The organism is Amycolatopsis iheyensis, assembly GCF_024703995.1.
Classification (GTDB): domain Bacteria; phylum Actinomycetota; class Actinomycetes; order Mycobacteriales; family Pseudonocardiaceae; genus Amycolatopsis; species Amycolatopsis iheyensis.
The window spans coordinates 396,968-423,671 of sequence record NZ_JAMXQV010000008.1 but is presented as its reverse complement, the minus strand read 5'-3'; the positions used below and the strand labels follow the sequence as shown (position 1 = coordinate 423,671).

General features: G+C 72.3%; 27 protein-coding genes. 15 read left to right on the top strand and 12 right to left on the bottom strand.

The window, feature by feature from the left end:
- Positions 1-216: 216 nt before the first annotated feature.
- From M8542_RS18725 to M8542_RS18700, 6 genes are all read right to left on the bottom strand, one after another.
- Entirely contained in the window at positions 217-1,194 is a 978-nt protein-coding gene (locus tag M8542_RS18725) for an asparaginase (RefSeq protein WP_257921465.1), read from the bottom strand.
- Positions 1,195-1,203: 9 nt separating this feature from the next.
- On the bottom strand, positions 1,204-2,031 hold the full coding sequence (locus tag M8542_RS18720) for a class I SAM-dependent methyltransferase (RefSeq protein ID WP_257921464.1): 828 nt from the start codon (positions 2,029-2,031) through the stop codon (positions 1,204-1,206).
- Positions 2,028-2,408, bottom strand: a complete 381-nt coding sequence (locus tag M8542_RS18715; protein WP_257921463.1) for a VOC family protein — start codon at positions 2,406-2,408, stop codon at positions 2,028-2,030. The genes M8542_RS18720 and M8542_RS18715 overlap by 4 nt, the downstream gene beginning before the upstream one ends.
- A 63-nt stretch (positions 2,409-2,471) precedes the next feature.
- Positions 2,472-3,212: an FAD:protein FMN transferase gene (locus M8542_RS18710; RefSeq protein WP_257921462.1), complete on the bottom strand. Its 741-nt coding sequence runs from the start codon at positions 3,210-3,212 to the stop codon at positions 2,472-2,474.
- Positions 3,209-3,652 carry an FMN-binding protein gene (locus tag M8542_RS18705; protein ID WP_257921461.1) on the bottom strand — a complete coding sequence of 148 codons (444 nt, stop codon included), beginning with the start codon at positions 3,650-3,652 and terminating at the stop codon, positions 3,209-3,211. Before M8542_RS18705 ends, M8542_RS18710 begins: the two co-directional genes overlap by 4 nt.
- Positions 3,653-3,665: 13 nt before the next feature.
- On the bottom strand, positions 3,666-5,012 hold the full coding sequence (locus tag M8542_RS18700; RefSeq protein ID WP_257921483.1) for a ferredoxin reductase family protein: 1,347 nt from the start codon (positions 5,010-5,012) through the stop codon (positions 3,666-3,668).
- A gap of 147 nt (positions 5,013-5,159) precedes the next feature.
- Between M8542_RS18700 and M8542_RS18695 the strand changes: the two genes are divergently transcribed.
- Positions 5,160-5,873 (top strand): response regulator transcription factor, encoded by a 714-nt coding sequence (locus tag M8542_RS18695; protein WP_257921460.1) that lies wholly within the window; start codon positions 5,160-5,162, stop codon positions 5,871-5,873.
- Positions 5,870-7,291, top strand: a complete 1,422-nt coding sequence (locus M8542_RS18690; RefSeq protein ID WP_257921459.1) for a sensor histidine kinase — start codon at positions 5,870-5,872, stop codon at positions 7,289-7,291. Before M8542_RS18695 ends, M8542_RS18690 begins: the two co-directional genes overlap by 4 nt.
- On the opposite strand, the gene M8542_RS18685 is transcribed toward M8542_RS18690, so the two are convergent.
- Entirely contained in the window at positions 7,269-7,919 is a 651-nt protein-coding gene (locus tag M8542_RS18685; RefSeq protein ID WP_257921458.1) for a pyridoxamine 5'-phosphate oxidase family protein, read from the bottom strand. The two genes, M8542_RS18690 and M8542_RS18685, sit on opposite strands and share 23 nt — an antisense overlap.
- An 80-nt stretch (positions 7,920-7,999) precedes the next feature.
- On the opposite strand from M8542_RS18685, the gene pdxR reads away from it, so the two are divergent.
- Positions 8,000-9,385, top strand: a complete 1,386-nt coding sequence (gene pdxR / locus M8542_RS18680; protein WP_257921457.1) for a MocR-like pyridoxine biosynthesis transcription factor PdxR — start codon at positions 8,000-8,002, stop codon at positions 9,383-9,385.
- A 106-nt stretch (positions 9,386-9,491) separates the two neighbouring features.
- Positions 9,492-10,586 (top strand): D-alanine--D-alanine ligase family protein, encoded by a 1,095-nt coding sequence (locus M8542_RS18675; RefSeq protein WP_257921456.1) that lies wholly within the window; start codon positions 9,492-9,494, stop codon positions 10,584-10,586.
- 354 nt (positions 10,587-10,940) lie between these two features.
- On the opposite strand, the gene M8542_RS18670 is transcribed toward M8542_RS18675, so the two are convergent.
- The gene (locus M8542_RS18670) at positions 10,941-11,477 is read right to left on the bottom strand and encodes a DUF3515 domain-containing protein (RefSeq protein ID WP_257921455.1); all 537 of its coding nucleotides are present in this window, start codon (positions 11,475-11,477) and stop codon (positions 10,941-10,943) included.
- A 19-nt stretch (positions 11,478-11,496) separates the two neighbouring features.
- Positions 11,497-11,730, bottom strand: coding sequence for an Lrp/AsnC family transcriptional regulator (locus M8542_RS18665; protein WP_125306405.1), 234 nt, complete (start codon positions 11,728-11,730; stop codon positions 11,497-11,499).
- A gap of 124 nt (positions 11,731-11,854) precedes the next feature.
- On the opposite strand from M8542_RS18665, the gene M8542_RS18660 reads away from it, so the two are divergent.
- Both M8542_RS18660 and M8542_RS18655 read left to right on the top strand, forming a co-directional pair.
- The gene (locus M8542_RS18660; RefSeq protein WP_257921454.1) at positions 11,855-12,811 is read left to right on the top strand and encodes a thiamine-phosphate kinase; all 957 of its coding nucleotides are present in this window, start codon (positions 11,855-11,857) and stop codon (positions 12,809-12,811) included.
- A gap of 16 nt (positions 12,812-12,827) precedes the next feature.
- Entirely contained in the window at positions 12,828-13,307 is a 480-nt protein-coding gene (locus M8542_RS18655; protein WP_257921453.1) for a GNAT family N-acetyltransferase, read from the top strand.
- On the opposite strand, the gene M8542_RS18650 is transcribed toward M8542_RS18655, so the two are convergent.
- Complete coding sequence (locus M8542_RS18650; protein WP_257921452.1) at positions 13,294-14,448, bottom strand: glycoside hydrolase family 27 protein; 1,155 nt, start codon at positions 14,446-14,448, stop codon at positions 13,294-13,296. The two genes, M8542_RS18655 and M8542_RS18650, sit on opposite strands and share 14 nt — an antisense overlap.
- A 92-nt stretch (positions 14,449-14,540) precedes the next feature.
- Here M8542_RS18650 and M8542_RS18645 point away from each other — a divergent pair, with 92 nt between their 5' ends.
- Genes M8542_RS18645 through M8542_RS18635 form a run of 3 tightly spaced genes read left to right on the top strand, consistent with a single transcriptional unit; the run spans position 14,541 to position 16,610 of the window.
- Entirely contained in the window at positions 14,541-15,071 is a 531-nt protein-coding gene (locus tag M8542_RS18645; RefSeq protein WP_257921451.1) for a gamma carbonic anhydrase family protein, read from the top strand.
- Positions 15,072-15,101: 30 nt separating this feature from the next.
- On the top strand, positions 15,102-15,779 hold the full coding sequence (locus M8542_RS18640; protein WP_257921450.1) for a uracil-DNA glycosylase: 678 nt from the start codon (positions 15,102-15,104) through the stop codon (positions 15,777-15,779).
- A 60-nt stretch (positions 15,780-15,839) separates the two neighbouring features.
- Complete coding sequence (locus M8542_RS18635; RefSeq protein ID WP_257921449.1) at positions 15,840-16,610, top strand: alpha/beta fold hydrolase; 771 nt, start codon at positions 15,840-15,842, stop codon at positions 16,608-16,610.
- A 143-nt stretch (positions 16,611-16,753) separates the two neighbouring features.
- On the opposite strand, the gene rpmB is transcribed toward M8542_RS18635, so the two are convergent.
- Entirely contained in the window at positions 16,754-16,945 is a 192-nt protein-coding gene (gene rpmB / locus M8542_RS18630; RefSeq protein ID WP_003091970.1) for a 50S ribosomal protein L28, read from the bottom strand.
- Between the two features lie 134 nt (positions 16,946-17,079).
- On the opposite strand from rpmB, the gene M8542_RS18625 reads away from it, so the two are divergent.
- Genes M8542_RS18625 through M8542_RS18615 form a run of 3 tightly spaced genes read left to right on the top strand, consistent with a single transcriptional unit; the run spans position 17,080 to position 21,278 of the window.
- Positions 17,080-18,657 carry a DAK2 domain-containing protein gene (locus M8542_RS18625; protein WP_257921448.1) on the top strand — a complete coding sequence of 526 codons (1,578 nt, stop codon included), beginning with the start codon at positions 17,080-17,082 and terminating at the stop codon, positions 18,655-18,657.
- A 3-nt stretch (positions 18,658-18,660) separates the two neighbouring features.
- Positions 18,661-20,814, top strand: coding sequence for an ATP-dependent DNA helicase RecG (recG, locus tag M8542_RS18620; protein WP_257921447.1), 2,154 nt, complete (start codon positions 18,661-18,663; stop codon positions 20,812-20,814).
- Entirely contained in the window at positions 20,811-21,278 is a 468-nt protein-coding gene (locus M8542_RS18615; RefSeq protein ID WP_257921446.1) for a GNAT family N-acetyltransferase, read from the top strand. The genes recG and M8542_RS18615 overlap by 4 nt, the downstream gene beginning before the upstream one ends.
- On the opposite strand, the gene M8542_RS18610 is transcribed toward M8542_RS18615, so the two are convergent.
- On the bottom strand, positions 21,238-21,873 hold the full coding sequence (locus M8542_RS18610) for a TetR/AcrR family transcriptional regulator (protein WP_257921445.1): 636 nt from the start codon (positions 21,871-21,873) through the stop codon (positions 21,238-21,240). The two genes, M8542_RS18615 and M8542_RS18610, sit on opposite strands and share 41 nt — an antisense overlap.
- A 31-nt stretch (positions 21,874-21,904) precedes the next feature.
- Between M8542_RS18610 and M8542_RS18605 the strand changes: the two genes are divergently transcribed.
- Genes M8542_RS18605 through M8542_RS18595 form a run of 3 tightly spaced genes read left to right on the top strand, consistent with a single transcriptional unit; the run spans position 21,905 to position 26,462 of the window.
- Positions 21,905-23,038 (top strand): erythromycin esterase family protein, encoded by a 1,134-nt coding sequence (locus M8542_RS18605; protein WP_257921444.1) that lies wholly within the window; start codon positions 21,905-21,907, stop codon positions 23,036-23,038.
- 54 nt (positions 23,039-23,092) lie between these two features.
- Positions 23,093-25,516, top strand: coding sequence for a caspase, EACC1-associated type (locus tag M8542_RS18600; protein WP_257921443.1), 2,424 nt, complete (start codon positions 23,093-23,095; stop codon positions 25,514-25,516).
- A 37-nt stretch (positions 25,517-25,553) separates the two neighbouring features.
- Positions 25,554-26,462 (top strand): S8 family peptidase, encoded by a 909-nt coding sequence (locus M8542_RS18595; RefSeq protein WP_257921442.1) that lies wholly within the window; start codon positions 25,554-25,556, stop codon positions 26,460-26,462.
- Positions 26,463-26,704: the final 242 nt, after the last annotated feature.

Sequence of the window (26,704 nt, the reverse complement as noted above, 5' to 3'; positions counted from 1 at the left end):
ACTATAAGAAATCACGTGGGGCCTCTGGACTCTCGGACTTGGTCTTCGCAAACTCAGTCCTACCAGCGGCCCCACGCCTCATCTCAAGCCAACACGCACACCCACCAGCCCTATTGAGAAAACCTCAATGTGGCCTTGGTTGCGTCACACGCACCGAAGGCCGCCTTGGGTGCGTCTGACGCACCGAAGGCCACATTGGGGCGCTCGGGGCCGGGTCTAGTCCAGATCGCCGCGCGCCCGGAACTCCCGCTCGATCGCCGCCCGGTCCGCGCCGGAGGCCAGCAGCGTGTGCAGGAGGATCCGCGACTTCCGCGCGTCCAGCCAGCCCGCCATCGTCGCGCCCATCGTGATCAGGCTCGACTCCGAACCGTGGAAGCCGTAGGTCGAACGCAACGTCGGCCCGGCGCCCGTCCGCGAAGCGACGACCACCGGCAGCGAAGGCACCAGCCGCGCCACCACGTCCGCCGTCGCGGCGGACACGTGCCCCACGCCCGTCGCCGCCAGCACGATCCCGCGCACTTCCGGCTGCGAAGCCACGTGCGACAGCACCGCGCCCGAGTCGTCGAGGCCCGCCTCCACCACCGGGACCAGACCGGAAAAGTCGGTCCCGGCCAGGGAAGGCAGCCTCGGCGGCGAAGGGTGGAAGTAGTGCACGGCGTGCTCGACGACCATGCCGAGCGGGCCCGCCGGCGCCGACGAAAACGCTTCCAGGTGGCTCGAATGCGCCTTCCGCACCCAGCGCGCCGCGTGGACGTCGTCGTTCAGCGTCACCAGCACGCCGCGCCCGCGGCTGCGCGGGTCGGCCGCGACGGTCAGCGCGCCCCGCAGGTTCGCCGGGCCGTCCGCGCTGAGCAGCCCCGCGTTGCGCATCGCGCCGGTGACCACCAGCGGGATCTCGGCCGGCCAGACCAGCTCGAGGAAGTACGCCGTCTCCTCCAGGGTGTCCGTGCCCTGCACGACCACGAACCCGTCGGCGTCCTGCGCCAGGCCCCAGTCGCGGCAGCGCAGCAGCGTCGCGAAGTCCAGCGACGCGCTGCCGATGCCGGCCAGGGTCTCGGCCAGGACGTCGAACGGCAGGTCGCCGAGCCCGCCGATCAGGTCGGCCGCGCCGAGCCGGGGGACGGCCCCGCCCTCGCCGGGGACCGGGGCCATCGAGATGGTGCCGCCGAGCGTGGCGACCGCGATCAGGGGCATGGCACCACCCTAGGCACTCGCCTTGACCGCCTGGAGCGTGTAGCTCGCCGCCACGCGCGACGGCGTGTCCGTCATCCGCCACTCGTCCGTGGCCTCGTCGTGCGTCATCTGGCCGGGCAGTGCGTTCCACGGGACGCTGTCGTGCTCGGTGAACGCCGTCAGCGCCAGGCCGTGGTCCAGCAGCGCGGTGATGATCTCGCCGAGCGAGTGCGCCCACTCGTGGTTGACCGTGTGGGTGAGCTCGCGGTCGACCTCGACGTAGGTGCCCGGCTCGTCGAACACCATCGGCTCGGCGTGCTCGAAGTACGGGTAGCGCGGTGCCGCCGGCTCGACCGTCTCGTCGAGCGTCCCCAGCATCGGGTGGCACTCGCGGATGAACAGCCGCCCACCCGGGCGCAGCAGCCCGGCGACGACCGACGCCCAGCGATCGACCGACGGCAGCCAGCACAACGCGCCGATCCCGGTGTAGACCAGGTCGAACCGCCCGGCGCCCAGCACCTCGACAGCGTCGTAGACGTTCGCTTCGTGGAAGTCGATCGACGCGCCCGCCGCGGCCGCGAGCCGCCGTGCCTCCGCGAGCGACGCCCCCGAAAAGTCCAGGCCGGTCACCGAAGCGCCGAGTCGCGCCAGCGACACCGTGTCCGTGCCGATGTGGCACTGCAGGTGCACCGCGCGCAGCCCGGTGAGGTCGCCCAGGCGCGGCCGGTCGAACGTCACCACCCCGCTGAGGTACGCCGGATCCGCGATGAAGCCGGCGAAGTTGTAGTCCGGCGACGCCGCGTGCAGTGGCGCCCGCTCGTCCCAGTTGGCCTTGTTGATCGCGAAGGAGTCGGTCACGGGTTCGCCGCCCGCTCGGCCTTGCTGCGCAGGACGCAGAACTCGTTGCCCTCGGGGTCGGCGAGCACGGCCCAGCCCTTGCCGTCCGGCTTGCGGAGGTCGTTCACCATCGTCGCGCCCAGGTCCATGAGCCGCTTGACCTCTTCGTCGCGCGGGACGTCGGGCTGGAGGCACACGTGCAGCCGGTTCTTGACCGTCTTGGGCTCCGGCACGCGGAGGAACAGCAGGTCGATGCCGCCGGCCAGCTCGATGCCGCACTCGTCGTCGCCCGGCTGGTCCTCGTCGGGGACCGGCTTCCCGGTGACCTGGCTCCACCACTGGCAGAGCGCGTACGGGTCGGCGCAGTCGACGGACACGTGCAGGACGGACGAAGGCATGGCACTCCTCGGCAGACGGCTGCGCCCGAGTCTGGCCGAGCCGCCGCGCGAGGGCGAACCGATTTACGAAGCGAGGGCGAGCCCGGCCGTCCGGTGCACGCGGCGGCTGTCGTCGACGATGAGGATCTCGCAGTCCGGCCGGTCGGCCGCCCACGTGATGCCTTCGGCGCCCATCGCGAACGCCGCCGTCGCCAGCGCGTCCGCCGTGACCAGGTCGCCGGCCACGACGGTGACGCTCATCAGCCCGGTCGCCGGGGTGCCGGAGCGGCCGTCGAAGATGTGCGAGCCGCGCTCGTAGGCCGCCGACGTCGCGATGGCGCCGTTGCGCGACTCCAGCACCGCGCACACCGCTAGGGGCTGCTCTGGGTGGCGCACGCCGACCCGCCACGGCCGGCCCGGCTCCGGCTCGCCGGCCGTGACGACGTCGCCGCCCGCGTTGAGGCAGAACGTCGTCGCGCCCTCGGCCTTGAGCATGTCGGCGGCGCGCTGCACCGCCCAGCCCTTCACCACCGCGCACGGGTCGAGGCCGCGCCCGGGCAGCCGCGCGCGGAACGCGCCGCCGGAAAGCTGCTCGTAGTACGCGCAGAGCTCCAGCACCTCGATGAGGTCGTCGCTCAGCCGTTCCGCTGTCAGCTCACCGCGGTCGTAGCGGCTGACTTCGCTGTCCTCCTTGAAGGGACTGAACTTCGCGTCGACGTCCCGGAACCACACGAAGACTTCGTCGACGATCTCGGCGAAATCCCCTTCGTCCCGGAGGTCGAGGGAGATCGGCAGGCCCATCACCTGTTCGACGCGGGTGGTCATCTGCTGCCCCGCGCGTCGATGGCCGCCTGCAACGACGTCTTGTACGACTCGCTCGTCTCGGTCGCGCCGGTCACCGTGTCGATGTCGGCACTCTGCGCTTTGATCGCTTCTTCTTGCAGCCGCGGCAAAGCCGTCAGCGCGCGCCCGTCGTCGGGCGCCTGCAGCAGCGTGACCGCGACCATCCGAGAGCCGGTGAACGTCACCTGGACCTGCACGACGCCGTAGCTGCTCGACTCCGGCGTGCCCTGCGTGGTCACCGTCGCGTTCGCACTGTCCGGAGTGGACGAAGCCGACGGCGGCGCCGGCGCGGTCGACGGGGCGGCGACGCTCGGCGGCGCCTGCGCCGCGACAGCGGTGTTGTGCACCGGCCCGGGCTCGAACCGCCAGACCGCGATGAACCCGGCGATCGACAGCGCGACGACGAAAATGGTCTTCTTCACGTCAAGATCCCCTTTAGGCCGCGAGGCTGAAGCGTTCGGCGTGGACCTGGGTCTTGGGGACGCGCAGCTCGCGCAGGCTGCGCAGCACCGCCGACGTCATCCCCGGCGGGCCGCAGACGAACACGTCGCGCTCGTGCACGTCCGGCACCATCATGTGCAGGTTCGCCGGGCCGAGCATCGCGCCGCGCGGCCCGACCGCCTGGTCCGGTCCGGTGAGGACACTCACGACGGCGCCGCGGGCCTTGGCGAGCCCGTTCAGCTCCGGCAGCAACACGGCGTCGGCCTGGGTGCGCACCCGGTACAGCACGACGACGTGGCCGTCGATGTCCTCCAGCAGCGCGCGGATCGGCGTGATGCCCACGCCACCCGCGACGAGCAGGGCGTCGGGCCGCTGCTGGTGGATCGTGGTGAACGCGCCGTACGGGCCTTCGGCGAACACGCGTGTCCCGACGCGCAGGTTGCGCAGCGACGCACTCGAGTCGCCGAGCGCCTTCGCGGTCAGGCGCAGGCTGCGGCCGTCGGGCGCGGCGGACAGCGAGAAGGGGTTGGCCTGCCACCAGCGGTCCTTCGTGAGGAACCGCCAGAGGAAGAACTGGCCCGCGCGGGCGGGCATCTTGTCGAGGTGCTTGCCGGACATGTACACCGAAACGACGTCGGGGGCTTCGGAAACCACCGCGGTGACGCGCAGCTGGTGGCGCAGGTTCCGCCACAGCGGCAGCACGACGCGCCCGGCGAGCACGGCCGCGCCGGCGCTCAGCCACATCGTCCACCAGTAGGCCTTCGCCGTCGGCGCGCTCGCGAACGACGTGCCGAGCGCGATCTGGTGCGTGAACGCCAGCACGATCGCGGCGTAGGTGTAGAGGTGGATGAAGTGCCACGTCTCGTACGCCAGCCGCTTGCGCGCGAACTTCGCCGAAGCCGCGCCCACGATGAGGATGACGGCGAACGCGACCAGCGCCCGGAGGATGCCGTCGAGTGTGTCGGCCATCTCGACCAGTTCGTCGACGGCGCCCTTGTTCGACACCTCCGCGTAGCCGAACACGATGAACACCAGGTGCGCCAGCAGCGTCCAGAGGATCGTGAAGCCGGTCCAGCGGTGCCACGAGGTCAGCCGGTCCATCCCGATGCGCCGGTCCAGCCAGGGCAGCCGGGCCACGAGCAGCAGCTGGAACGCGATGGCGAGCGCGCCGTACATGCCGGCGAGGCGGCCGATGGTGATCAGCACGTTCTGCGACACGCCGGCCTGCGCGAACAGCGCGGTCACGACGGCGACATTGGCGCCCAGGAAGGTGAAGAGGCCGGATTTCGCGGCGATCCGGGGGCGGATCGCCGGGCGCGTGGCCTCGGCGGTCTGCGTCATGCTGGTCACACGGATTCCCCTTCGGTTCGGTTCACGAAGATCAGCCTCACCGCGGAATCTGTGGCGAGTCTGGGTGCGGGCTGTCGGATTCCTGTCGGCCCGCGCCACCGGTCGCCGTCTCCCGGCGCGCCGGGAGAAGATGGGGTGGTGCAGCCTTCCGAACCCGTGCGCCTGCTCGTCGTCGACGACGAGCCGCACATCGCCGACCTCGTCGCCACCGTCGCCCGGTACGAGGGCTGGCAGGCGGTCACGGCCGGGTCCGGCAAGGCCGCGCTCAGCGAGGCGGCGGCGTTCGGGCCGGACATCGTCGTGCTCGACCTGATGCTGCCCGACCTGGACGGGTTCACCGTGCTCGACCGCCTGCGCGAGAACGGCAACGCGGTGCCCGTGGTCTTCCTCACGGCCAAGGACGCGACGGCCGACCGGATCGCCGGGCTCACCCGCGGGGGCGACGACTACCTCGTGAAACCGTTTTCGGTCGAGGAGCTGATGGCCCGGCTGCGCGCGGTGCTGCGGCGCAGCACCGGCGTCGCGCACCAGGCCGAGGCGCGGGGCGCGGTGCTGCGGGTCGGGGACCTGACGCTGGACGAGGACACCCGCGAGGTCCGCCGCGGCGAGCGGCCGGCCGAGCTGACCCCGACCGAGTACGAGCTGCTGCGCTATCTGATGCGCCGGTCGCCGTCGGTGCTGACCAAGGCGCAGATCCTCGACCACGTCTGGGAGTACGACTTCGGCGGCCGGTCCAATGTGGTCGAACTGGTCATCTCCCACCTGCGGCGCAAGATCGACGCCGACGCCGGCGAACCGCTGATCCAGACCGTGCGCGGCGTCGGCTACGTCGTGCGCCAGGTCCACCGGTGAAGCGCTTCTTCCGCCGGTGGTACGGGGCCTGGCAGCGCACGCGGCTGGGCACCCGCATCACGCTGGGCCTCGGCGCGCTCGCCCTCGTCGTGTTCGCGGTGGTCGGCGTGACGATGGTCGGGATCATGCACGGCTACCTCGACCGGCGGCTCGACGAGCAGCTGACCAAGAGCCAGAACCAGCAGCTGCCCCAGCTGCGGGAGACGCACGGCTCGCCGCAGTCCGTCTACTCCTGGTACTCGGCGCTGTACAAAGTGCGCGACGGCGTCGCGACGCCGTCCCCGGGCAGTCAGCTGCCCGGGGACGCCAAGCAGCTGGCGCGGATCGCCGCCGAGGCGGTCGGTGGCGACGTCACGCGCAACATCTACCTCCGCGACGACGGCCCGTACCGGGTGCGGGCCTGCCCGGTGGACAACGGCTCGGTGCTGCTGTCCGCCGCGCCGCAGAAGGACCTCGACGGGACGGTCCGGCAGCTGATCTGGGTCGAGGTGGTCGCGTTCGCGTTCGCGCTGGCCGTGCTGCTGGTCGTCGGGCGGCTGGTGCTGCGCCGCGGCCTGCGCCCGCTGGCCGACATGGCGGGCACCGCGCACGACATCGCCTCCCACGACCTCACCGCGAACCCCGCCCTGCCGGTGCGCGCGGCGGGCGCCGGCGGCGGCGCCGAGGTCGAGGAGCTGCGGACGGCGTTCAACGTGATGCTGGCGCACATCGACACGTCACTGGCGGCGAAGACGGAGGCGAACGAGCGGCTGCGCCGGTTCGTCGCCGACGCCTCCCACGAGCTGCGGACGCCGTTGACGTCGATCCGCGGGTACGCCGACCTCTTCCGCTACGCGGCGGCGAACGAGCCCGCCGAGCGGGAGGCGCACCTGGCGAAGATCCGCTCGGAGACGGCCCGGATGAGCGTGCTGGTCGACGACCTCCTGCTGCTGGCCCGGCTCGACGCGCGGGCCGCCGAGACGCCGTTGCGCCCGGAGCGCGTCGACCTCGCGGAGCTGGCCGGGGACGCGGCGGACGCGTTCACCGCCGGCCGCCCCGACCACCCGCTGACGACGTCGCTCGCGCCGGCGCTCGTTTCCGTGGATCCGCTGCGGCTGCGTCAGGTGCTGGACAACCTGCTGGCCAACGCGGCCGTGCACACCCCGCCGGGCACCGCGGTGCACGTCTCGGTGACGGCCTCGGGCGGGGAGGCGGTCGTCGAGGTCGGTGACGCGGGGCCGGGGATCGCCGTGGCCGACCAGGAGCGGATCTTCGACCGGTTCTTCCGCGTCGACGATTCGCGCACCCGCGGCAACGGCGGCACGGGGCTGGGGTTGTCGGTGGTCCAGTCCCTGGTGACCGCCCACGGCGGCACGGTCACGGTGGCCTCGGAACCGGGCCGGACGACGTTCACGGTCAGGTTGCCGCTCGCCCGGTGACGTGCGCCGGCACCGACCAGCCGGGGGAGAGGTCTTCGGAGGGCTCCGGCACGCCGAAGACCGTCCGGACCGGGAGCACACCCGCCCAGGCTCGGTCGGCTTCGAGGTCCTCCGGCTCGTCGTCGGGGCCCTCGGCGCGCATCTTCACCGACGCCTCGGCGAGGTCGAGCGCGAGCACCGACACCGCCGCGAACTCCTTCGCGTTGACCTCGCGCGCGTGGTCCCACGAGCCCGGCGCGAGGTGGTCGGTGAGCACCTGGAGGCCGCGCATCTTCGCCTCGGCGTCGAGCACCGGCGCCGCCTTGCCGAAGATCACCGCGCTGCGGTAGTTCATCGAGTGGTTGTTGACCGAGCGCGAGTAGACGATGCCGTCGAGCAGGGTGACGGTGACGCAGACGTCGAGCTCGTCCGCCGCGGCGCGGAGGCTGGTCGCGCCGGTCGAGCCGTGCAGGTAGAGCGTGTCGCCGTCGCGGCCGTAGCCGGTCGGGAGGACCAGCGGCACCCCATCGCGGACGATCCCGAGGTGGCAGATCAGGCCCTCGTCCAGGACGGCGTGCAGGGCGGAGCGGTCGGTCACGGCCCGGTGCTTCTTGCGGCCGAGCGTGGTGCGGGGCGTGGTGGACAGCATGTCTTCAGCGTCCCTCGCCACAGTGGCATCGGAAAACGTCCACTTCTCGTACACTTGGGAAGTCCACTTGAGGAGGTCCCGTGACCCACGCCGACACCGCCCTCCCGGTCAGCCTGGACCGGGACGCCGCGACGCCCCTGGCCGTCCAGCTCGCCGACGCGTTGCGCGAAGCGGCCGCTTCCGGCCACCTGCGCGGCGGCGACCGGCTGCCGTCCACGCGGGCGCTGGCGGGGCGCCTCGGCGTCAGCCGCACGGTGACGTCGGCGGCGTACGAGCAGCTGCACGCCGAAGGCTGGATCGCCGGGCGGCACGGCTCCGGCACCTACGTGACGACACCGCCGTCGTTCTCGGCCTCGGAAGTCCCCGCGCCCGCCGTCCCGACGCCGGAAGCCGAGACGTCGTCGCTGCTGGACCTGGGCCCGGGCACGCCGTGGGCGGACGGCCTGGACCGCGCGGCCTGGCGCCGCGCCTGGCGGGCGGCGGCCGACCCGGACCCGCTGATCCGCGCCCACCGCGCCGGGCTGCCCGAGTACCGCGCGGCCGTGTCGGAGCACCTGCTGCGCCACCGCGGGCTGGCGGCGGGGTCGGTGCTGGCCACCGGCGGGACGACGGCCGCGGTGGTGGAGCTGGCCGCCGCGGTGCTGGAGCGCGGGGACGTCGTCGCCGTCGAGGAGCCCGGCTACCAGCGGGCGGTGCAGGCGTTCCGGCGGGCCGGCATGCGGGTGGTGGGCGTCCCGGTGGACCTCGAGGGGCTGCGGCCGGAGGCGATTCCCGCCGACGCCAGGGCGGTGTACTGCTCGCCGGCGCACCAGTACCCGATGGGCAGCCGCCTGAGCGCGGCGCGGCGGGTTTCGCTGGTCGAGCGGGCGCGGTCGTCGGCCATGCTGGTGATCGAGGACGACTACGACGGCGAGCTGCGCTTCGACGTCGCGCCGCTGCCGATGCTGGCCTCGCTGGCGCCGGACGTGGTGGCGCACCTGGGGACGACGTCGAAGATCCTCACGCCGACGCTGGGCGCGGGCTGGATGGTGGCGCCGGAGGCGATCACCTCGGCGGTGCTGGCCTACCGGGACCTGACCGGGACGCGGCCCTCGCCGGCGGGGCAGCGTGTGCTGTACGAGTTCGCGCGGAACGGGGACCTGGGACGTCACCTGCGCAAACTGCGCCGCGAGATGGCCGAGCGGCGGACGCTGCTGGCGGGGGCGCTCGGCGCGGCCGGGGTGCCGGTGCGGGGCGACGACGCGGGGGCGCACCTGGTGGTGCCGTTTTCGTCGGCTTCGGCGGAGACGTCGGTGATCGCTTCGGCCGAGCGGCGGGGGATCCGGCTGGACGGGCTGGCGCGGCACTTCGCGGGTCCGCCCACCGCGCACGGGGTCGCGATCGGGTACGCGGGTTGTGCGCGAGAGGCCTTGGTTTCGGCCTTGCCGACGTTGGTTTCGCTGCTGCGCGGACACTCCGTCCTGTAGGTGACGACGCACCGGCGCCACCCAGGTTGCGCTCACCGCCCGCGAGCCTCCGCCCGGCGCACCGGCCTCGGCTGTTCGCCGAGGTCACCGGGTACGGTGGCTCACCATGAGCGAGAAGATCCGGGTGGCGGTCGTGTTCGGCGGGCGCAGCAGCGAGCACACCATCTCCTGCCTGTCCGCCGGCAGTGTCCTGGGGAACCTCGACCCGGAGCGGTTCGAAGCCGTCCCGGTCGGCATCACCCGCGAAGGCCGGTGGGTGCTCGGCACCGGCGACTCCGCCCAGCTCGCCATCCGCGGCCGCGAACTGCCCTCCGTCGACGACGGCAAGGGCCTGGTGCTCGCCGGTGATCCGTCCAGCCAGGGCCTCGTCGCCGTGGAAGCCGGGCGGGAGAGCGAACTTCTCTCCCAGGTCGACGTCGTCTTCCCGGTGCTGCACGGCGCCTTCGGCGAGGACGGCACCATCCAGGGCCTGCTCGAGCTCGCCGGCATCCCGTACGTCGGGCCCGGGGTGCTCGCCAGCGCCGCCGCCATGGACAAGGAAACCGCGAAGAAGCTCCTGGCCGCCGAAGGACTTCCGGTCGGCACCTTCGCCGCGCTCAAGCGCGGCCAGTCCACTTTGGACGACGCGGATCGCGCGAAGCTCGGCCTGCCGGTCTTCGTCAAGCCGTCGCGGGCCGGGTCGTCGGTCGGCATCAGCCGGGTGACGTCCTGGGCCGACCTCGGCGCCGCCATCGAGCTCGCCCGCGCCACCGACCCGAAGGTCCTGGTCGAAGCCGCCGTCGTCGGGCGCGAGGTCGAATGCGGGGTCCTCGAGTTCCCGGACGGCCGCGTCGAAGCTTCGCTGCCCGCGGAGATCCGGGTGCTGTCCGAGGACGAAAACGCCTGGTACGACTTCGAAACCAAGTACCTCGGGGACGACGCCGAGCTGGACATCCCGGCCAAGCTCGACGACGCGCTCACCGAGAAGCTGCGCGCGATGGCCGTGGCGGCCTTCCGGGCCCTCGACTGCCAGGGCCTCGCCCGCGTCGACTTCTTCGTCGGCGCCGACGGCGAGCTGACCATCAACGAGGTCAACACCATGCCCGGCTTCACGACGAAGTCGGCCTACCCGAAGATGTGGGAGGTCACCGGCGTGGACTACGCGACGCTGCTGACCACGCTCATCGAGACGGCGATCGCCCGCGGCACGGGCCTCCGCTAGATCCGCGGGGAGATCTGGTTCGAATTGCCCGCGGCGGGGCCGCTTTGGCCTTCGCGGGTGGTTCTCCGCAGCGCTCCGGACTGCGGTTCGGGCGCTGACCAGCGAAAACTCGCTATCGGCGGTGATTGCCCACTGTATGTCCCGGTCATGTCCAGTGATTTTGGCTACGCTTGATCACGGGTGGCCGGAGCTGACCGAGGGGTGAGCATGAAGGTTCTCTGCCTTTTTTCTTCACCGGCCTTGGCCTTGCCGGACTGATCGTCGTGTCGGCCTTGCTCGGTGTCGTGTCGTTCGTGATCACGATGATCACGATCGGCAAGAGCTGATCAGGCGCCGAACGGCATCAGACCCGGCTCAGGAGAACCGCAGCGGCTTCGCCGGCAGCTTCGCGGCCACAGCGTCCGAGATCTGCTGCAGCGGCCCGGTGCCCGCACTGTCCGGCACGGTCAACGCCGCATAGACCTCCCGGTCCACGACGTACCACGTCGACGAGCCCTCGCCCGGCACCTGCAGCCACTGGACCTTGTTCACCAGCCGCAGCGCCGCCGTCGGGGTCAGCTCCGGGGGGCGGTCCAGCCCGCAGCGCAGCACCAGCGGGTCACCCGTGCCCCAGGCCACCGTCGCCGGCGGGGCCGGGTCGGCCAGCGTGCGCACCTTCAACGCCGTCCCGTTCGAAGTCAGCTCCGTCGGCACCGCGGCCAGCAACGTCGTGCACCCCGGTGCCCCCGAAGCGGGCGCCGGCACGGCCACGAGCGGCAACGGGCCGTCCGCGGGGTCCGAGGAGCGCTGGGTCAACGCGAAGACGGCGACGGCGACCGCCAGTGCGACGGCGAGCGCGGTCGCGGTGACGAGCACCACCCTGGGTGGGGCACCGGTGTCTGAATCGGGCACCGGTCCACTACACCACTGCTCAGAGATGGACCACCGGGCAGGTCAGCGTCCGCGTGATGCCCTCCACGTTCTGCACCTTCGCGACCACCAGCTGGCCCAGCTGGTCGACGCTGTCGGCGGCCGCGCGGACGATCACGTCGTACGGTCCCGTGACATCCTCCGAGCTGGTGACCCCCGGGATGCTCGAGATCTCGGCGGCGACCGCGGCGGCCTTGCCGACCTCGGTCTGGATGAGGATGTATGCGTGGACCACGGCGCGCCCTTTCGTCGGGATCGGTCTGCTCAGGTAGGAACGTATAGCCAGCTCACCGAAAAACATAGGGCATCCGACTATCGGTGATCGATCTTTGTCCTGGGAGAGAAAGCAGAGGTGACGGGTGTCACCGAACGACGGAACGGTCGCGGAGACCGGCGAGTTCGCGCTCATCCGCGCCGTCACCGAAGGACGGCGCCAGCCTCCGGGCACGCTGCTCGGCCCGGGTGACGACGCCGCCGTCGTCGCGGCCCCCGACGGCCGGGTGGTCGCCAGCACGGACGTGCTCGTGCAGGGCGTCCACTTCCGGCTCGACTGGTCCGCCCCCGAGCACGTCGGGCGCAAGGCCGTCGCGGTCAACCTGGCCGACATCGCCGCCATGGGCGCCACCCCGACCACCGTCCTGGTCGGCCTCGCCTGCCCACCCGACACCCCGCGCGAGGTCGTCACCGGCCTCGCCGACGGCATGTGGGCCGAGGCCGAGCGCGCCGGCATCGGCGTCTCCGGCGGCGACATGGTCCGCGCCGACCAGCTGGTGATCAGCGTCACCGCGCTCGGCGACCTCGGCGACCGCGAGCCCGTGACGCGCTCGGGCGCCCGGCCGGGTGACGTCGTCGCCGTCACCGGGCGGCTCGGCTGGGCCGCGGCCGGCCTGGCCGTGCTCGGCCGGGGCTTCCGCTCGCCGGTCGGCGTGGTCAACGCCCAGCGCTGCCCGGAACCGCCGTACGAGGCCGGTCCACGGGCCGCCCTCGCCGGGGCCACCGCGATGATCGACGTCTCCGACGGCCTGCTCGCCGACCTCGCCCACATCGGCGAGGAGTCCGGGGTCGGCATCGACGTCCGCACCGCCGACCTCGACATCCCCGGCCGGCTCAAGGAAGTCGGCGCCGCGCTCGGCGCCGACCCCCTGGACTGGGTGCTGACCGGTGGCGAGGATCACGCGCTCGCGGCCACCTTCCCGCCGTTCGCCGAACTGCCCGAGGGTTGGCGCACCATCGGCGTCGTCACGATGGCGGACTCGGGGATCACCGTGGACGGCAAGCCTTTTGCGCGAGAAGGCGGCTGGACGCACTGGCGCTGAACTAAAGTCGGCGGACGTGAGAATCGTTCCGGTCCCCTACGACCACCCCGACGCGGCCAAGCTCATGGCCGCGGTGCAGCAGGTGTACGTCGAGCGCTACGGCGACGAGGACGTGACCCCGATGAGCCCGGCGGACTTCGACCCGCCGCAGGGCGTTTTCCTCGTCGGCTACCAGGGCGAGGAAGCCGTCGCCTGTGGTGCCTGGCGTGCCCACGACGGCCCCGCCCCGGACTTCCGGGACGGCGACGCCGAGTTCAAGCGGATGTACGTCGCCGACTCCGCCCGCGGCCGCGGGTTCGCGCGGATGATCCTGTCCGAGCTGGAGCGCACGGCGGCGCTGTGCGGCCGCAAGCGCGCGGTGCTGGAAACCGGCACCAAGCAGCCGGAGGCGATCGCGCTCTACACGTCGTCGGGCTACGCCGAGATCCCGAACTTCGGCGTCTACAAGAACGAGCCGGAAAGCCGCTGCTTCGGCAAGGACCTCACCTCGGGGTGAGCTTGAGCAGGGCCGCGGCGTGCGGCCGCAGGGTCGCCGAGACGTCGGTGCCGACGTCCCGGTGCGTCCACAGGTCCCGGACGGACCAGGAGCCCGGCAGCGAAGCGGACACGGTCGCGGTGGTGGCGCCGGTGTTGAGCAGCACCACCGCGATCCCGCCGCCGGTCAGCGGCTTGCCCCACACCTGGTAGCCGGGGCCGGCCTTCAGCTGCCGGCCCTGGCCGCCCGCGAAGTCCTGGTCGACGGCGATCGCCTCGGGGTTGCTCAGCGTCGCGAGGTCGGTGTCGCTCAGCTTCGCCGGGTCGGCGCCGGCGAACAGCGGCGCGTTCAGCACCGCCCAGACGCTGAAGTGCGCGCGGGCCTCGTCGGGGGTCAGGGTGCCGTTGCCGACCTGCAGCATGTCCGGGTCGTTCCAGCCGCCCGGGGCGCCGCTGTGGGCGGCGACCGACGCCTGCTGGTCGATGGTGGCGAGCACCGAGTCCCAGGTCGCGACCAGGTCGTTGGTCGTGCGCCACAGGTTCGCCACCGGCCGGGCCCAGGTCCACGGGCTGGAGACGCCGTATTCGGAGATCGCGTAGACGATCGGGCGGGGGAGCGCGGCGAGCTCGTCGCGCATCTTCTCGAACGCCGTCTTGCGGTCGAGGCCGTCGACGGTGTCGGCGTTGCACCAGTCGTACTTGAGGTAGTCGACGCCCCAGCGGTCGAACGTCTCGGCGTCCTGGCGTTCGTGGCCGAGCGAGCCGATGCCGGTCGCGGGGTAGGCGTCGTTGGCCATCGCGCAGGTGCGGCTGCCGGGCACGGCGTAGATGCCGAAGAGCAGGCCGCGGGAGTGGACGTAGTCGGCGAGGTCGGCGATGCCGTTCGGGAACCGCTTCGGATCGGCTTGCAGGGAACCGTCGGCGGCCCGCGCGGGCGCCTGCCAGCAGTCGTCGACGACGACGTAGCGGTAGCCCGCGTCCCGCAGGCCGGTGTCGGCCAGCGCGTCGGCCGCCTTCCGCACGACGTCTTCGGTGAGGTCGTAGCAGCGGACCTGGTTCCAGCTGTTCCAGCCCATCGGCGGGGTCTCGGCCAGGGCGTTCGCCCGCGCGGCCGGCGGGGCGGGCAGGCTGAGCAGCCAGGTCAGCACGATCAGCAGGAGCACGAGGGCCGTGCTCCCGGTACTGGCGTTCCGGTTCGCTGCGATGCCGTGATCCAATCGCAGAACACGTGAAACCGCAGTCACCCGGAGGCGGCATGCCGATCTACGCTCTCGGCTCCCTCGAGCCGACGATCCACCCCGACGCCTACGTCCACCCGGACGCCACCGTGATCGGCGACGTCCGCATCGGCCCGTTCGCGTCGGTCTGGCCGCAGACGGTCCTGCGTGGCGACCACGGCCACATCGAGATCGGCGAGCGTTCGAACGTCCAGGACGGCTGCGTCCTGCACTGCACCGAGCGGCACCCGACGATCCTCGGGCCGTCGTCGGCGATCGGGCACGCGGTGCACGTCGAGGGCGCGACGATCGGCACCGGCTGCCTGATCGCGTCGGGCTCGGTGGTGCTGAACGGCTCGGTGGTCGAAGACGGCGGCATGGTCGGCGCGGGCGCGGTGCTCTCCTACGGCTCGTACGTGAAGACCGGCGAGATCGCGCTCGGCGTGCCCGCGAAAACGCGGGAGAACAAGTCGTTCAGCGCGGAGAACATCGCGCTGGTGGTGGATTCCTACGTCGAACGCGGCAAGCGGTTCCGGACCGAGCTGAGGCGGCTCGACCCGCGTGGGTGACGTCGGCCACGCCCGGTAGGCTGGCGCGCCGTGACCGCACGACCGCTGCAGGACATCGTCGAGGCAGGCTGGGCGAAAGCCCTTGAACCGGTGGCGCCGCAGGTCGCCGCGATGGGGGAGTTCCTCCGCGCGGAGATCGCCGCGGGCCGGACCTACCTGCCGGCGGGTGAACACGTGCTGCGCGCGTTCCAGCAGCCGTTCCACGACGTGCGCGTGCTGATCGTCGGCCAGGACCCGTACCCGACGCCCGGGCACGCGGTGGGCTTGAGCTTCTCGGTGGCGCCGGACGTCCGGCCGATCCCGAAGAGCCTGATCAACATCTACAAGGAGTACGCCGAGGACCTCGGCCACCCGCTGCCGTCGAACGGCGACCTGACGCCGTGGGCGGACCAGGGCGTGCTGCTGCTCAACAGGTCGCTGACCGTGCAGCCCGGGAAGTCGAACTCGCACCAGGGCAAGGGCTGGGAAGCGGTCACCGAGCAGGCGATCAAGGCCCTCGCGGCCCGGTCGGAGCCGATGGTGGCGATCCTCTGGGGCCGCAACGCCCGTAACCTCCGGCCGATGCTGGGCGACGTTCCCTGCATCGAGTCGGCGCACCCGAGCCCGCTCTCGGCGCACAACGGCTTCTTCGGCTCGCGGCCGTTCAGCCGGGCGAACCAGATGCTGGAGTCCCAAGGCGCGGCGCCGGTCGACTGGAAACTCCCGTAGGTTCGGTGTCCGGATCGGGGTGGCGGCTCCGACCAAGGGGAAACGGACCTTGGAGGACACATGGACGTCACATCGGCGGACGGCACTTCCCTCTTCTTCGAGCAGCGCGGCAGCGGGGCGCCGGTGATCTTGGTCGGCGGCGCGTTCAACGACCGGACGACCACGGTGGGCCTGGCGGAAGTCCTGGCCGGCGACTTCACGGCGGTCAACTACGACCGGCGCGGACGTGGTGACTCCGGCGACTCGGCCGAGTACGCGGTGGAGCGGGAGATCGAAGACCTCGCGGCGCTGATCGCGCACGCCGGCGGCTCGGCGTCGGTGTTCGGGCACTCGTCGGGCGCGATCCTCGCGCTGGAAGCAGCGGCCGCCGGACTGCCGATCGAGAAGCTGGTGGCGTACGAGCCGCCGTACGCGACCCCGGAAGAAGACCGGCCCGACGTCCTGGAAAAGGTGCGCTCGCAGCTCGCGGCGGGGGACCGTGACGGCGCGGTGGCGACGTTCCTGGTGCTCGCGGGCACCCCGGAGGCGATGCTCGACGGGATCAAGGCTTCCCCGGCGTGGGGCGGGCTGACGGCGCTCGCGCACACGCTCCCGTACGACCTGACGATCTGCGGCCCGGGCGGCCGCCCCCGCCTGGACCACCTGGCCCGCATCACGGCCCCGACGCTGGTGATCGGCGGCGGCGCGAGCCCGGAGCCGCTCAAGGCCGGCGCCCGCGTGGCCGCCGAGGCGATCGCGGGCGCCCGGCACGAGGTCCTGAAGGGGCAGGACCACGGAGTGCTGCAGTTCCCGGAAACCCTGAAGGACGTGCTGACCGGCTTCCTGAAGTGAGCTGACCGCTCAACTCGACCCCGCCGGGGGTCCAGGGGGCTTGCCCCCTGGCGGGGGTCTGGGGGTTCGACCCCCAGGGGGCGCGTAAGGCGAAAAAATGGCGAGCGCTCTCCGCGAGCACTCGCCACCCCTTCCGTTTCGCCTTACCCGCGAACGACCTTGCCCGCCTTGATGCACGAGGTGCACACGTTCAGGCGCTTGCGCTGGGACACACCCACCTTGGCGTGGACGGTCTGGATGTTCGGGTTCCACCGGCGGTTGGTACGGCGGTGGGAGTGCGAGACCGACTTGCCGAAGCCGGGTCCCTTGCCACAGACGTCGCACACGGCAGCCACGTCGAACTCCTTTGGATCTGGGTCATGAAGATTGAGCCCAGATGCGCTGGGCAACTCGACCATAGTAACTACTGCGGTCGAGGCCCCGAGCACCGGGTCGATACGCTGCCCGAGACCAGGTAGGAGGTTACGGGGTGCGGGTGCTGGACACGGCCGCGGTGTCGGCCTGGGCGACGGGCTGCGTGCGCAGCCTGGCGAGCCTGCGGCCGGCCATCGACGAGATCAACGTCTACCCCGTCGCGGACTCCGACACCGGCTCCAACATGCTCTTCACGATGACCGGCGCGGCGAAGGAACTCGAAGCCGCGCAACCGGAAAACGCCGCCGAAGCGCTGAAGGTCCTCGCGCGCGGCGCCGTCGCTTCGGCCAAGGGGAACTCCGGGGTGATCCTGTCCCAGGTCGTGCGCGGGCTGGCCGACCACGCCGAAGGCGAGCTGGACGGCGGGTGGCTCGCGAAAGCACTCGGCCACGCCGACCAGGTCGCCACCGGCGCCGTGAGCCGCCCGGTCGCCGGGACCATCCTCACCGTCCTGCACGCCGTCGCGCTCGCCGTCCGCGGTGACACCCGGTCGCTGACCGAGGTCGCGCAGGAGGCCGCGCACGAAGCCGCGCACGCCCTCGAGAAGACGCCGCTGCAGCTGCCCGCGCTGGCCAGGGCCGGGGTCGTCGACGCGGGCGCCCGCGGGCTCGTCGCCGTGCTCGACGCGCTGGTCGGCGTGCTCACCGGCGCCCCGCTCCAGCAGTACCACGCCCTCGAGGTCCACGCTTCGCCGGAAACGCAGGCCTACGCCTGGGAGGTCATGTACCTCCTCGACGGCGTCGACGAGCAGAGCCTGCCCACCCTGCGCAAGGAGCTGAGCGGCCTCGGCGACAGCGTCACGGTCGCCGGGGACGGCTCGGGCAGCCACGCCGTGCACGTCCACTGCGCCGACATCGGCGCCGCCATCGAAGCCGGGCTCGCGCTGGGCCGGCCGCGCAAGGTCCGCGTCGAGCCGCTGCTCACGCCGACGCCGATCGAGCCCGGGGGCGGGATCGACCGCACGGTCGTCGCCGTCGTGCACGGCGGTGAGCTGGCCGAGCTGCTGCGGGCCGAGAGCATCCCGGTGCTGGCCGTGCCCGAAGGCGAGACGCCCAGTGTCGAGGACGTGATCAGCCTGCTCAACGAGGCCGCCGGCCGGCACGTCACGGTGCTGCCGGGCAGCGTCGCGCTCACCGCCGCCGTCGACACCGCGGCCGGGCACGCGATGGCCGCCGACCGGGACGTCGTCGTCATCCCGTGCGTCTCGCCGGTGCAGGTGCTGGCCGCCCTCGCGGTGCACGACGCCGGGCGCCGCACGAACGACGACGTCGTCGCGATGGCCGAAGCGGCCGCCGCGACCAGGCGTGGCGAACTGCGGATCGCGCAGGAGGAGTCGCTAACCTGGGTGGGCCGGGCCCAGTCCGGTGACGTCGTCGGCCTGGTCGACGACGAGGTGGTGCACATCGAGCCCGCGCCGGCGTCGGAGACGAACCTGGTCGCGGCCGCGATGAAGGTGCTCAACCGGATGCTGGCCCTCGGTGGGGAGCTGGTGACGGTGCTGAGCGGGGCCGACGCCCCGCCCGGGGTCGCCGAGGAGCTCGCGGAGCAGCTGCGGGTGGAGCACCCGGAGGTGGAGCTGACCAGCTACGCCAGCGGCCAGGCGGAAGCCGTGCTGCTGATGGGAGTCGAATAGCCGATGGCCGGACTGCGCGACAAGCTGCCGCTGCTGCTGGGCGCCAAGACGGCGAAGGCGCTCGCCACCTCGCTGGACATCGAGACGGTCAGCGACCTGCTGCGCCACTACCCGCGCCGCTACGCCGAGCGCGGCGAGCTCACCGACATCGCCGGGCTCGAGCTGGGCGAGCACGCGACCGTCCTCGCCCGCATCGAAAAGGTGAGCAAGCGGCGGATGAAGTCCCGCAACGGGACGATCCTCGACATGGTGATCACCGACGGGAAACGCCGGCTCACCTGTGCGTTCTTCAACCAGGCCTGGCGGGAGAAGGACCTCGTGCCCGGCAAGCACGGCCTGTTCGCCGGCAAGGTGTCCGCCTTCCGCGACACCCTGCAGCTGACCAACCCCGAGTACGAGCTGTTCGAGGCCGACCGCGCCGACGAGGCGATGGACGACTTCCTCGCCGCGATCATCCCGGTCTACCCGGCGGCGCAGGGCATGCCGACGTGGTCGATCGCCAAGTGCGTCCGCCAGGTGCTCGACGTCCTCGAGGTCGACGACGACCCGATGCCCGCGGAGCTGCGGCGGCTGCACAAGCTGTCCGACCTCGACACCGCCCTGCACGGCATCCACCGCCCGGCCAACTGGGCGCACCTGGAGGCGTCGAAGAAGCGGCTCAAGTGGGACGAGGCCATGGCCGTCCAGCTGATCTTCGCGCAGCGGCGCCACTCGGCCATCTCGCGGCCGGCGAAGGCGAACCCGCACGTCAGCGGCGGCCTGATGGACGCCTTCGACAAGCGGTTGCCCTTCGACCTGACCGCGGGCCAGCGGGGGATCGGCGACGAGATCGCCGCGGACCTGACCTCGGAGCACCCGATGAACCGGCTGCTGCAGGGCGAGGTCGGCTCGGGCAAGACGGTCGTCGCGCTGCGGGCGATGCTGCAGGTCGTCGACAACGGGCGGCAGGCCGCGATGCTGGCGCCGACCGAGGTTCTCGCCGCGCAGCACGCGCGGTCGCTGCGGGAGATGCTCGGCGACCTGGGCCAGGCGGGCGAGCTGGGCGCGGCGGAGAACGCCACCCGCGTGACGTTGCTGACCGGGTCGATGGGCGCGAAGGAACGCAAGAAGTCGCTGCTGGAGATCGTCAGCGGGGAAGCCGGGATCGTCGTCGGCACGCACGCGCTGATCCAGGACCACGTCGAGTTCGCCGACCTCGGCCTCGCCGTCGTCGACGAGCAGCACCGCTTCGGCGTCGAGCAGCGGGACGCGCTGCGCACCCGCGGCGCCGGCGACACCAGCCCGCACGTCCTGGTCATGACGGCGACGCCGATCCCGCGCACGGTCGCGATGACCGTCTACGGCGACCTCGAAGTGTCCGCGCTGCGTGAGATGCCGGTCGGCCGGTCGCCGATCTCGACCACGGTCGTGCCGGTCGCCGAGAAACCCGCGTGGTTCGAGCGGATCTGGCAGCGCGTGCGCGAAGAGGTCGGCAAGGGCCACCAGGGGTACGTCGTGTGCCCGCGCATCGGCGACGAACCGCCCTCGGACAAGAGCGACAAGCGGCCGCCGCTCGCGGTGCTCGAAGTCGCGCCCGAACTGGAGCATGGCGCGCTCCAGGGGCTCAAGATCGGCGTGCTGCACGGCCGGATGCCACCCGACGAGAAGGACGCCGTGATGCGAGCGTTCTCCGGGGGCAACCTCGACGTCCTCGTCGCCACCACGGTGATCGAGGTCGGCGTCAACGTCCCGAACGCGACCGCGATGGTCATCATGGACGCCGACCGCTTCGGCGTCAGCCAGCTGCACCAGCTGCGTGGCCGCGTCGGCCGGGGCAGCGTGCCGGGGCTGTGCCTGCTGGTCACCGAGGCCCTCGACGGCACGGCGACGCGCGAGCGGCTGGCGGCGGTCGAGTCGACCACCGACGGTTTCGAGCTGTCGCAGCTGGACCTCGAGCTGCGCCGCGAAGGCGACATCCTGGGCGCCGCGCAGTCCGGCAAGCGCTCGACGCTCAAGCTGCTGTCGCTGCTGCGCGACGAGGACGTCATCGCCGCGTCGCGGGCCAGCGCGCAGGAGATCATCGAAAAGGACCCGGACCTGAAGAAGTACCACGGCCTGGCGCAGATGGTCGCCGACGTCGTCGACGTCGACCGCGCGGAGTACCTGGAGAAGTCGTGATCCGCCCGGCCGCGGTCACCGACGCCGGCGCGATCGGCGAGGTCCACGTGCGGTCCTGGCAGGCGGCTTACGCCGGGCTGATCCCGGCGGACTTCCTCGCCCGCCTGTCGGCCGAGGCGCGGGCGGCCTCCTGGGCCCGGCGGATCGGCGACGGCGGGCCGGTGCTGGTCGCCGAGGAAAACGGGATCGTCGTGGGCTTCGCCGCCTACGGTCCCGCGCAGCTTTTCGCCCTCTACGTGCTGCCGGAGCACTGGGGGCGCGGCGTCGGCCGGGCATTGCACGACCGCGTCGTCGAAGACCTCTCCGGCGACAGCGCCATCCTGTGGGTGCTCGCGACGAACGAGCGGGCGAAGGCCTTCTACGTCCGCCAGGGCTGGGTCGCCGACGGCGCGTCGCAGACCGAGACGATCGACGAAGGGCGCGTCACGCTGGAGGAGCTGCGGTTCCGCCGTCCGTTGCCGTGAACACGCCCGCCTTCGCGGCGGCCGCGGCGGCCTTCGCGGCGACGCCGGCGTCCTCCGGTGTCACGCCTTCCCGGGAAACGAACAGGCGGTAGAAGATCGGCCCGCAGGCGACCCGCACGACCTCGACCGGGTCGGTGCCCTCGGGGACTTCGCCGCGTTCGACGGCCCGGTCGACCACCGCCGCCGAACGCGCGTGGCGGTCGACGTAGAACTCGCGAAGGGCGTCGGCGGCGCGGGCCGACAGGAACGCCGCCGAGATCGACGCCGTCGGCAGCTCGCGCTCGCCCGGCGAGGTGAAGTAGTGCACCAGCTCCAGGTTGATCCCGCGCAGGTCGCCTTCGAGCGAGCCGGTGTCCGGGGCGGCCCACTCCTGCTCGGTGCCCATCTGCAGGGCGGCCGCGACCAGGCCTTCGGCGGACTCCCACCGGCGGTAGAGGGTCGTCTTGTGCACGCCGGAGCGTTCGGCGACCGCCTCGACCGTGAGCTCGGCGTAGCCACGCTCGCCGAGCAGCTCGAGAGTGGCGTTCAGCGCGGCGAGGCGGGTCCGCTCGGTGCGGCCGCCCGGGCGCTTGGTGCCGGAAATCTCGGTTGCCAACTGCTACTCCTGTTGCGTTAGTGTGCCCAGTATGCCAGAACTCGACTCCATCGACATCGCTTCCGTCGCCGACCTGATCGGCGACGCCGAGGTCGTCGCGATCGGTGAGAACAACCATCACATCCGGGAGTTCGGCGTGCTGCGCGACCGCCTCCTTCGGCACCTCGTCACCGAGCGCGGGTTCACTGTCCTCGGGTTCGAGGGTGGGTTTCCCGAAGGGCGCCTGGTCGACACCTGGCTGCGGGGTGGACCCGGCGAGGTCGCCGACGTCGCCCGGGACGGCTTCACCTTCGGCCTGGGCGACTCGGCCGAGGTGCACTCGATGCTGACCTGGCTGCGGGGTCGTGACGTCCGGTTCTACGGGCTGGACGTGCCGAGTTCGGCCGGGTCGCCGGTGCCTTCGCTGCGAGCGGTCCGCGAAGTCCTGGAGCGGGTCGACCCGGCCAATGTGTCCCTTGTGGACACGGCGCTGGCGGCCTGCGAACCGTACGCGTCGGTGAGCAGCGCGGTCGCGCCGGGCCGGTACGCCGCCATGGGCGTGGCGGCGCGGGATGCGGCCACCACGGCGTTGACCGTCCTCAAAGGACACGTCGAGTCGCTGGCGCCCGAAGCCGCGCACGACGCGGAAGGCGCGTTGCGCGTCGACCTCTACCTGCGCGAGCTGGCCGCGCTGATGGCCGGGGAGGCGCCCGAGCCGCAGAGTTCGTCGCGGGACACGTACATGGCCGCGACCGTGCGGCTGCTGCGGCGCCTGCACCCGGGCGAGAAGATCGTGCTGATGCTCCACAACGGACACCTGCAGCGCGTGCCGTTCTCGCCGATGCCGGGCATGACGGCGCCGTCGGCGGGCACGCACCTGGCCGCGGAGCTGGGGAACCGCTACTTCGCGCTCGCGTTGACCGCGGTCTCGGGGACGACGACCGGGCTCGTGCCCGACGAAGGCGAGCGGCTCGGGTTCCGGATGTCCGAGCAGGCCCTCGAAGCGCCCGCGGAAGGCAGTGTCGAGGCGGCGCTGGCCTCCCGGGCGCCGTGCGTGGTCACGCGCCCCGAGGCGTCGGCCATCCGGCACGCGCACATGACGGTGCCGGTCGACGTCGCTGCGGCGTTCGACGCGGTGGTTTGCCTGAAGGGGCAGGAAACGATTTTCCAGGCGGCCGCTGAATAGGTGTGCCCGTTCGGCTGCTTGCCGTAATGCTCGCGGTGGGCGTTTCCTACCGGTATGGCCGGGCGGAGGCGGGCGCTGATCGTCGCCAACGGCGAATACGACAACGCGGGGCTGCGGCAGCTGGGCTCGCCCGCGGCGGACGCGGACGCCCTCGCCGAGGTGCTCGGCGACCGGGCGATCAGCGACTTCGAGGTGCGTGTCGTGCGCAACGAGGCCTCGCACGTCGTGCAGGGGGAGATCGAAGACCTCTGCGCCGAAGGCCGGCCGGACGACGTCCTGCTGCTGCACTTTTCCTGCCACGGCTTGAAGGACGACGGCGGCGGGCTCTACTTCGCGGCCCGCAACACCCGGCCGGACCGGCTGCGGTCCACGGCGGTGCCCGCGCAGTTCGTGCAGCAGTGCCTCCGCCAGAGCCGCTCGCGCAGCATCGTCCTGCTGCTGGACTGTTGCTACGGCGGCGCGTTCGGGCAGGGCGTGGCGGTGCGGGCGTCGGGCGACGCGAACGTGCTGGACAGCTTCCGCGGCGGCCGCGGCCGGGCGGTCATCACGGCGTCGAACTCGATCGAGTACGCCTTCGAGGGCGCGCGCCTGGCCTCGGACGAGCCGGCTCGCCCGTCGGTGTTCACCTCGGCGCTGGTGGAGGGCCTGCGCACGGGCGAGGCGGACCGCGACGAGGACGGCCTGATCGCGCTCGGCGAGCTGTACGAGTACCTGTTCGACCGCGTCCGCGAGCGCAACCCGAAGCAGACACCGAGCCGCGACATCGAGATGCAGGGCGAGCTGTACCTGGCGAAGAGCCGGCGGCGCCGGATCAAGCCATCGGCGGTCACCCCGGACCTGGCGGCGGCGATCGGGGCGGAGAACCCGTTCACGAGACTGGGCGCGGTGGCGGAGCTGCGCCGGCGGCTGTCGAGCGAGAACCTGCCGGTGGCGATGGGCGCGTTCGAGGCGTTGAAGTCGATGGCATCGACGGACATCGAGCACGTCGCGGCGGCGGCGTCGGACGCACTGAGGTCCGCGGAGGTCCGGGTGGAGCCGGCTCGGCTGCGGTTGTCCGCGCCGGCGGGCGAGGTGGCATCGGCGACGCTGCGGGCGGCCGGGCCACCGGTGGCGCGCGAGATCCGGTTCGAGGCGTCGCACGAGTGGATCCGGGTGGCGGAGGGTGCCGGGGGAGCGGAGCTGTCGGTGACGGCGGGGTCGCCGGGCGTACGGCGCGGGAAGGTGGTGGCGACCGGCCCGACGGGTGCCGTGGTGGTGGAGGTGGAGATCGAGGCCCAGCCGTCGGCTGCCCCGGACCCTGTTTCGGTTGCCGAGCTGTCTCCGGATCCCGTCCTGGCTGCCGAGGTGGTGCCCAAGCTGCCACCACCTGCGGCGCCCGAACCCGCGCTGGTTGCCGAGGTGGTGCCCGAGCCTGAGCCGGCCGCACCGGTGGCGCCCATGCCTGCACCGTCTGCCGAGCCGGCGCCCGAGTCCGCGCCGGCGACTGAGCCGCTGGCCGGCCCCGAGAACGCGGCGGAGCGCCCCAACGCCACATTGGGTGCGCTGGACGCACCGAACGCCACATTGGGTGCGTCCAACGCACCCAACGCCACATTGGGGCGCATCGGCCAGCCGCCGACCGCCCCGGATCACCAGCCCGAAACCGCGGCGCCATCCCCAAGCGCCCAGCCGCAAACCTCCGTCGACCCGGCCGGTGGGTTCGCCGGGATCCTCGCCATCGCGGGCGCCGTCTTCGCCGTCGCCGGGCTCGGGCTCGCCTACTACTACGACGATCTGCTCGCCACCTACCGGCCGGGCCTGCCCGTCTGCGTCGCGCTCGTCGCGGCCGTCGCGCTCGTCGCCGGGTTCCTTACCCTGCATCCCCGGACAAGGCGGCTGACCGGTCCCGCCCTGCTCGCCGGCGCCGGGTTCGCCGCGCTGTTCGGGCTGCTGCGCTTCGCCGGTGAAGGTGTCGTGATCGCGTCGGAGCACTCCGACTCCGTGCTCGGCGCCGGGTACGTCTTCGAGCTGGTCGCGCACGGCGCGATCGTCCTCGCCGGGGCGTGCGCCGTCGTGGTGCTGCGCCGGCACGGGCTCGGCGCCGGGATGGTGCGTGGCTGGGAACGCTGGGCGACGATCACGCTGGGCGCGGTCGGCGGGGCCGGGTGGCTCGTGCAGCACGCCGCGCTCGCCGCGTCCGATCCCAGTGCGGGTGAGCAGACCTCGGCTTACTTCGTCCCCGGTGCCGTGCTCACCGCCCTGCTGCCCGTCCTCGCCGCCGTCCTGCGGCCGCCCGCGGTCGGTGTCGCCGTGCTCGGCGCCGGGGCCGCCGGGCTCGCCGGGGTGCTCGCCCCGACGATCGCGGTCCTCGAGCCGTACACGGCCGTCAGCGTCGCCGGCGAAGCCATGGCGGGATCCGCGCTCGCCTGGCTGCTGATCCTCAGCGTCGTCATGGCCGTCCGGCTCCGGCGGAATCAGCCGATCGAGCGACAGCCCTGAGTTGTCCCCGCCGCGGGCCCGGGGTACCACGACGATCATGAAGACAGCGACTGTCGCCGCCGCCGTGGTGCTCGTGCTCGCCGGGCAGGCCCCGGCCCTGGCCGCCGGTGGGGTGCAGGCCGACCCGCCCAGCTGGGGGCTCGACCGGATCGACCAGCGCACCGGGCTCGACCACGCCTACCACTACGCCACCGCGGCCGAAGGCGTCTCCGTCTACGTCATCGACAGCGGCGTCGACGCGAAGCACCCCGACTTCCAGGGCCGCGTCGCGCCGGGGCGGGACTTCCTCAACGGCGGATCCGACACGTCCGACACCAACGGCCACGGCACCCGCCTCGCCGGGATCGCCGCGGGCAAGGACTACGGCGTCGCGAAGGGCGCGCAGATCGTCCCCGTTCGCGTGCTCGACAAGGACGGCGGTGGCGCCACCGACCAGATCATCGCCGGGATCGACTGGGTCACGCAGAACGCCCAGCAGCCCGCCGTCGCCGTCCTCGGCATCGGCGGGGTGCCGAACGACCAGCTCGACGCCGCGGTCAAGCGGCTGGCCGCCGTCATGCCCGTCGCCGTGCCGGCCGGGAGCGAGACGGCCGACGCGAGCGGGTTCTCCCCGGGCCGGGTGGCCGAAGCGCTCACCGTGGGCGCCGCCGACAACCAGGACCACCCGGACAAGGCGTCGAACTTCGGGCAGGACCTCGACCTGTACGCCCCGGGCGTCGACGTCCCGGCCCCGATCGCGGGCGGCACGGGCGTCGGCCCGGAGTCGGGCACCTCGATGGCTGCGGCCTTCGCGGCCGGGGTCGCGGCGCTCTACCTGGCCCAGCACCCCCAGGCAACCCCTGCTCAGGTCGACGCGGCCCTTGTCCAGGCGGCCACGCCGGACGCGCTGAAGGGCGTCCCGGACGGCACGGCCAACCGGCTGCTTTTCGCCACGTCAGGGGCCTGAAAGCCGAGTTGTCCCCAGCCCTGCCCGGTTGTGGACAACCCAGCCGGGCACCCCGGTTTTCGGAGGGTCTCCCCGGCCGGGGTCGATACGCTGGGCGCAGTCCGGATCGACCGGACAGGCCTTGGAGGAGGTGCGCCATGCCCGAACCGCCGGCAGCTGTTCGCGCCGAGGGGTCGTCGAAAGGTGCCACTGAGGCTGACCAGCCAATCGTCTGGTCCGCATGATGTCCATCACCCGGGACA

What these genes read in the sequence shown, in the direction of transcription:
- M8542_RS18725 (WP_257921465.1), bottom strand. Translation starts at nt 1,194, where the DNA reads ATGCCCCTGATCGCGGTCGCCACGCTCGGCGGCACCATCTCGATGGCC.
- M8542_RS18715 (WP_257921463.1), bottom strand. Translation starts at nt 2,408, where the DNA reads ATGCCTTCGTCCGTCCTGCACGTGTCCGTCGACTGCGCCGACCCGTAC.
- M8542_RS18710 (WP_257921462.1), bottom strand. Translation starts at nt 3,212, where the DNA reads ATGACCACCCGCGTCGAACAGGTGATGGGCCTGCCGATCTCCCTCGAC.
- M8542_RS18700 (WP_257921483.1), bottom strand. Translation starts at nt 5,012, where the DNA reads ATGACGCAGACCGCCGAGGCCACGCGCCCGGCGATCCGCCCCCGGATC.
- M8542_RS18685 (WP_257921458.1), bottom strand. Translation starts at nt 7,919, where the DNA reads ATGCTGTCCACCACGCCCCGCACCACGCTCGGCCGCAAGAAGCACCGG.
- M8542_RS18675 (WP_257921456.1), top strand. Translation starts at nt 9,492, where the DNA reads ATGAGCGAGAAGATCCGGGTGGCGGTCGTGTTCGGCGGGCGCAGCAGC.
- M8542_RS18645 (WP_257921451.1), top strand. Translation starts at nt 14,541, where the DNA reads ATGCCGATCTACGCTCTCGGCTCCCTCGAGCCGACGATCCACCCCGAC.
- M8542_RS18635 (WP_257921449.1), top strand. Translation starts at nt 15,840, where the DNA reads ATGGACGTCACATCGGCGGACGGCACTTCCCTCTTCTTCGAGCAGCGC.
- recG (WP_257921447.1), top strand. Translation starts at nt 18,661, where the DNA reads ATGGCCGGACTGCGCGACAAGCTGCCGCTGCTGCTGGGCGCCAAGACG.
- M8542_RS18605 (WP_257921444.1), top strand. Translation starts at nt 21,905, where the DNA reads ATGCCAGAACTCGACTCCATCGACATCGCTTCCGTCGCCGACCTGATC.
- M8542_RS18600 (WP_257921443.1), top strand. Translation starts at nt 23,093, where the DNA reads ATGGCCGGGCGGAGGCGGGCGCTGATCGTCGCCAACGGCGAATACGAC.
- M8542_RS18595 (WP_257921442.1), top strand. Translation starts at nt 25,554, where the DNA reads ATGAAGACAGCGACTGTCGCCGCCGCCGTGGTGCTCGTGCTCGCCGGG.